Annotated in this window: 4 protein-coding genes; 2 read left to right on the forward strand and 2 right to left on the reverse strand. The window is 29.7% G+C overall.

From position 1 onward, the window contains the following. Positions 1-127: 127 nt before the first annotated feature. Both HMPREF1983_RS05710 and HMPREF1983_RS05715 read right to left on the reverse strand, forming a co-directional pair. On the reverse strand, positions 128-1,081 hold the full coding sequence (locus tag HMPREF1983_RS05710) for a virulence RhuM family protein/type II toxin-antitoxin system death-on-curing family toxin (protein ID WP_021753349.1): 954 nt from the start codon (positions 1,079-1,081) through the stop codon (positions 128-130). 15 nt (positions 1,082-1,096) lie between these two features. After that, positions 1,097-2,266 (reverse strand): DUF6076 domain-containing protein, encoded by a 1,170-nt coding sequence (locus tag HMPREF1983_RS05715; protein ID WP_021753350.1) that lies wholly within the window; start codon positions 2,264-2,266, stop codon positions 1,097-1,099. A gap of 152 nt (positions 2,267-2,418) precedes the next feature. Between HMPREF1983_RS05715 and HMPREF1983_RS05720 the strand changes: the two genes are divergently transcribed. Together HMPREF1983_RS05720 and HMPREF1983_RS05725 are read left to right on the forward strand one after the other, a co-directional pair. After that, the gene (locus HMPREF1983_RS05720; protein ID WP_009529872.1) at positions 2,419-2,598 is read left to right on the forward strand and encodes a hypothetical protein; all 180 of its coding nucleotides are present in this window, start codon (positions 2,419-2,421) and stop codon (positions 2,596-2,598) included. Between the two features lie 6 nt (positions 2,599-2,604). Further along, positions 2,605-3,294, forward strand: a 690-nt coding sequence (locus HMPREF1983_RS05725; RefSeq protein WP_021753352.1) for a site-specific integrase, incomplete at its 3' end; no start/stop codon positions are given.

Here is a 3,294-nt window from a genome sequence, read left to right on the forward strand (position 1 = left end):
TTTTATTTGCAATTCGTCATAAGAAAAAAAGTGGTAAGCCACTTTTAAGAGGAAATAATTAAGCCAACAGAGTGTAAATTCTGCTGGCTTTTTTGATATTCACATAAATGGTTTAAGAAAATATAATCTACCATTCTAAGAAATTCATAATTACATTAATCATAATTTCTTTTTCTTCTGGTTTTGATTCTGCTAACAGCAAAGTAATTGCTACCAATGTACTGTCAGAAATTATTTTTTCTTTATCTTTAAATAGTAAATTATTTTTGTTTAGAAAATATAGGAAAATACTTGCAGCAATTCTTTTGCATCCATCAATAAAAGGATGGTCTTTGACTATGAAATAAAGAAGATTTGCCGCTTTTTCTTGAGTGGATGGATATATATCTTCTCCAAATGCCGTTTGATAAACTGAGCCGATTATACCGTCTAATGCGCCCTTGTTTTTTTCTTTTCCAAATATAGTTGATGCACTATTGAATGTCATACTATCAATTAGATTTCGACACTCGTCATAGCTTAGTTGATAGCTTTCTTTTTTAGTTGGTTTGGGCTTTTGAACAACTTGGTGATCGTAATCATCTAACAACTCAAGTGCTTGAGTATATTTTTGAATAACGTCAAAAACTTCTTTAGAATCTAATTCAAGAACATCAGCAATGATATTTGATTGGATTTCTATTACCTTATTCAATACTTTTAATCGTTTGTCATTAACTGCATACCCTTGAACAATATATTCTTTTAAGATAGATGTAGCCCATTTTCTAAAAGCAATGCCTCTTTGAGATTTTACTCTATAGCCAACGGATATAATCATATCGAGGTTGTAGTAATCAAAAATTCTTTCTACGGATCTGTTGCCTTCATTTTGAACTTGTGCAAATTTTGCACAAGTTGAATTTTGCTCTAATTCATCTTCTTTAAATATGTTTTTTATATGTCTTTGTATTACAGAACGATCCCTGTCAAAAAGTTCTGCCATTTCTTCGACCCTTAACCAAACAGTTTCTTTATCTGGTGTAACTTCTACAGGAAGCTCCAACTCACCATCTTTATAAATAATAACTTCATTATTCATAAAATTTAATACCTCCTAATTCAGTAATTTGTTTGCTTCCAATATAAATAAATTGATAATTTTTTCTTTTGAATCCTTATCTTTTGCACTATCATATTTAGAAGCAAATTCTTGGTGAAGTACTTTTATATCATCAAGTAAGGTTGAATCTTTATCCAATGTACCTCGTCTTATTCTTCCATAGATTCGATTGTAGTAGGTTGTGAATACCTGATATAAAGGATTTTCCGCTTGTTTTTTCTTATATGTTTTTTTGCTTGCATATTCTTGACAAGTTGCATTTGTTCCTTCTACTTTTCTTAAACAATACTCAGCAAGGCTTGAATAACGGGTTAAGAAATATCTATTGCAGTTTTTACATTTTCTAAGATTCATTTCTTCATGTATTAGACTTTGAACTGTTTGTCGTAAAAATCTAATAATACTATCACAGGTAGGAAATTCCAAAGGGGCATCCAATTTATTTGGGAGTGTTTTTATTATATCTTCCCAAGAACTAAATATTTCATCTGTGTTAGTTCTTACAAAAGGATTTAATTGGTTGAACACCAAGTCATTTTTATTTTCTTGATTATATGCTTGATAAATTAGAGCTATCTCTGATGTAGGGAGCTTAATTTTATATTCAGCAAATAAGTTGAAGATATCTATTACTTCCTTTTTCATTTTAGCTAAATTGTTAGTAAGAAAAATAATAGAGTTGTGTAATTCCACATAAGAATCAATGGCAGAGTCTACATCAACTTTATAGTAACCAGAGTATAAATTGTTTTTGCATAGCAAATACCTGAGGATTTTGAAAATATCCGGATAGAGCATATAAGCGATAGGATATAAATTTACAGTAGCTTTATAATCATCAAGATATTTTGTTATAAAGGTTTCTACATCGTCTGAAATAGAAAAATCAGTCTCAGATAGATCAAATTCATTTATTTCATCATAATCTGTTTTGATAAAAAGTAAGTCCTGTATCTTTTTTAGAAGAACGCTGTTATCAGTGGTATCAAAATTAAAAATATTAAGGAAGATGGAGAATCTATCGTTTGAATAGACTTCTCTCTTTTTTTGTGTCTCCATTTTGTTATTAGGTAGATATTCAAAGATTATTTTGTCTTTACCTTCATGCTCAATATACATAGCAGATTGTAAAAAATCACTTGTTATATCTTTTAATGTAAACAAAGGAATTCCTCCTATTCTTTTCTAAGTATAAATAAATTATAACACAAAATAAGAAAAAAGCAATTAAAATCTCTTGACAAATAAAGGCGACTGATTTATTATAATGTCAAGAGATGGAAATATAGTCAAGAATTGATGGAAAGGAGGGCAAATTGTCTCAAATAACTATGCTAACAGTAAAAGATGTTCAGAGCATTTTACAGGTTTCACAAGCTAAGGCTTATGAAATCATAAGAAGTTTAAATGTAGAACTGAAAGAAAAAGGTTTTTATGTTTTGCAAGGAAAAATCAATAAAGACTATTTTGAACAAAGATTTTATGGAAAGGAATAAGTAGAAATGCCAGCTTATAGAGATAGAGAGAGAAATACATGGTATTCCAGTTTTAAATATAAAGATTGGAGTGGCAAATTAAAAAGTAAAACTAAAAGAGGATTTGCTACTAAAAAAGAAGCACAGAATTGGGAAAGCCAGTTTAAGTTGAGAGAATCTCATGAGTTAGATATGAGATTTGATGAATTCTATAAACTGTACTTAGAATACTGCCAGAAGCGATTAAAGGTAAATACAGTAAAAACTAAGGATCAAATTTTTACATTTCATATTTTGCCATTCTTTGAAGAGAAAAGAATGAATGAAATTACTCCAGCAATGATAACCGCTTGGCAGAATGTTTTGTTAGATGAGAGAGATGATGAAGATAGAAGCTACAGCATGACCTATCTCAAAACAATACACAATCAATTAAGTGCTATATTTAATCATGCTTGTAGATTTTATAATCTACCTAAAAATCCTGCAAGAACTGTAGGGAATATGGGAAAAGAAGAAAGTGAAGAAGTGGAGTTTTGGACTACAGAAGAATTCAGTAAATTTATAGTAGCAATAGAAGATAAACCACATTCGAGTTGTGCTTTTAGAATTTTATTTTGGGGAGGACTTAGGCTTGGAGAACTGTTAGCTTTGACAGTTAAGGACTTTGACTTTGACGATAATACTATTGGATTGTCAACACTTATTAAGACAAAT

It is taken from the genome of Gemella bergeri ATCC 700627 (assembly GCF_000469465.1).
Classification (GTDB): domain Bacteria; phylum Bacillota; class Bacilli; order Staphylococcales; family Gemellaceae; genus Gemella; species Gemella bergeri.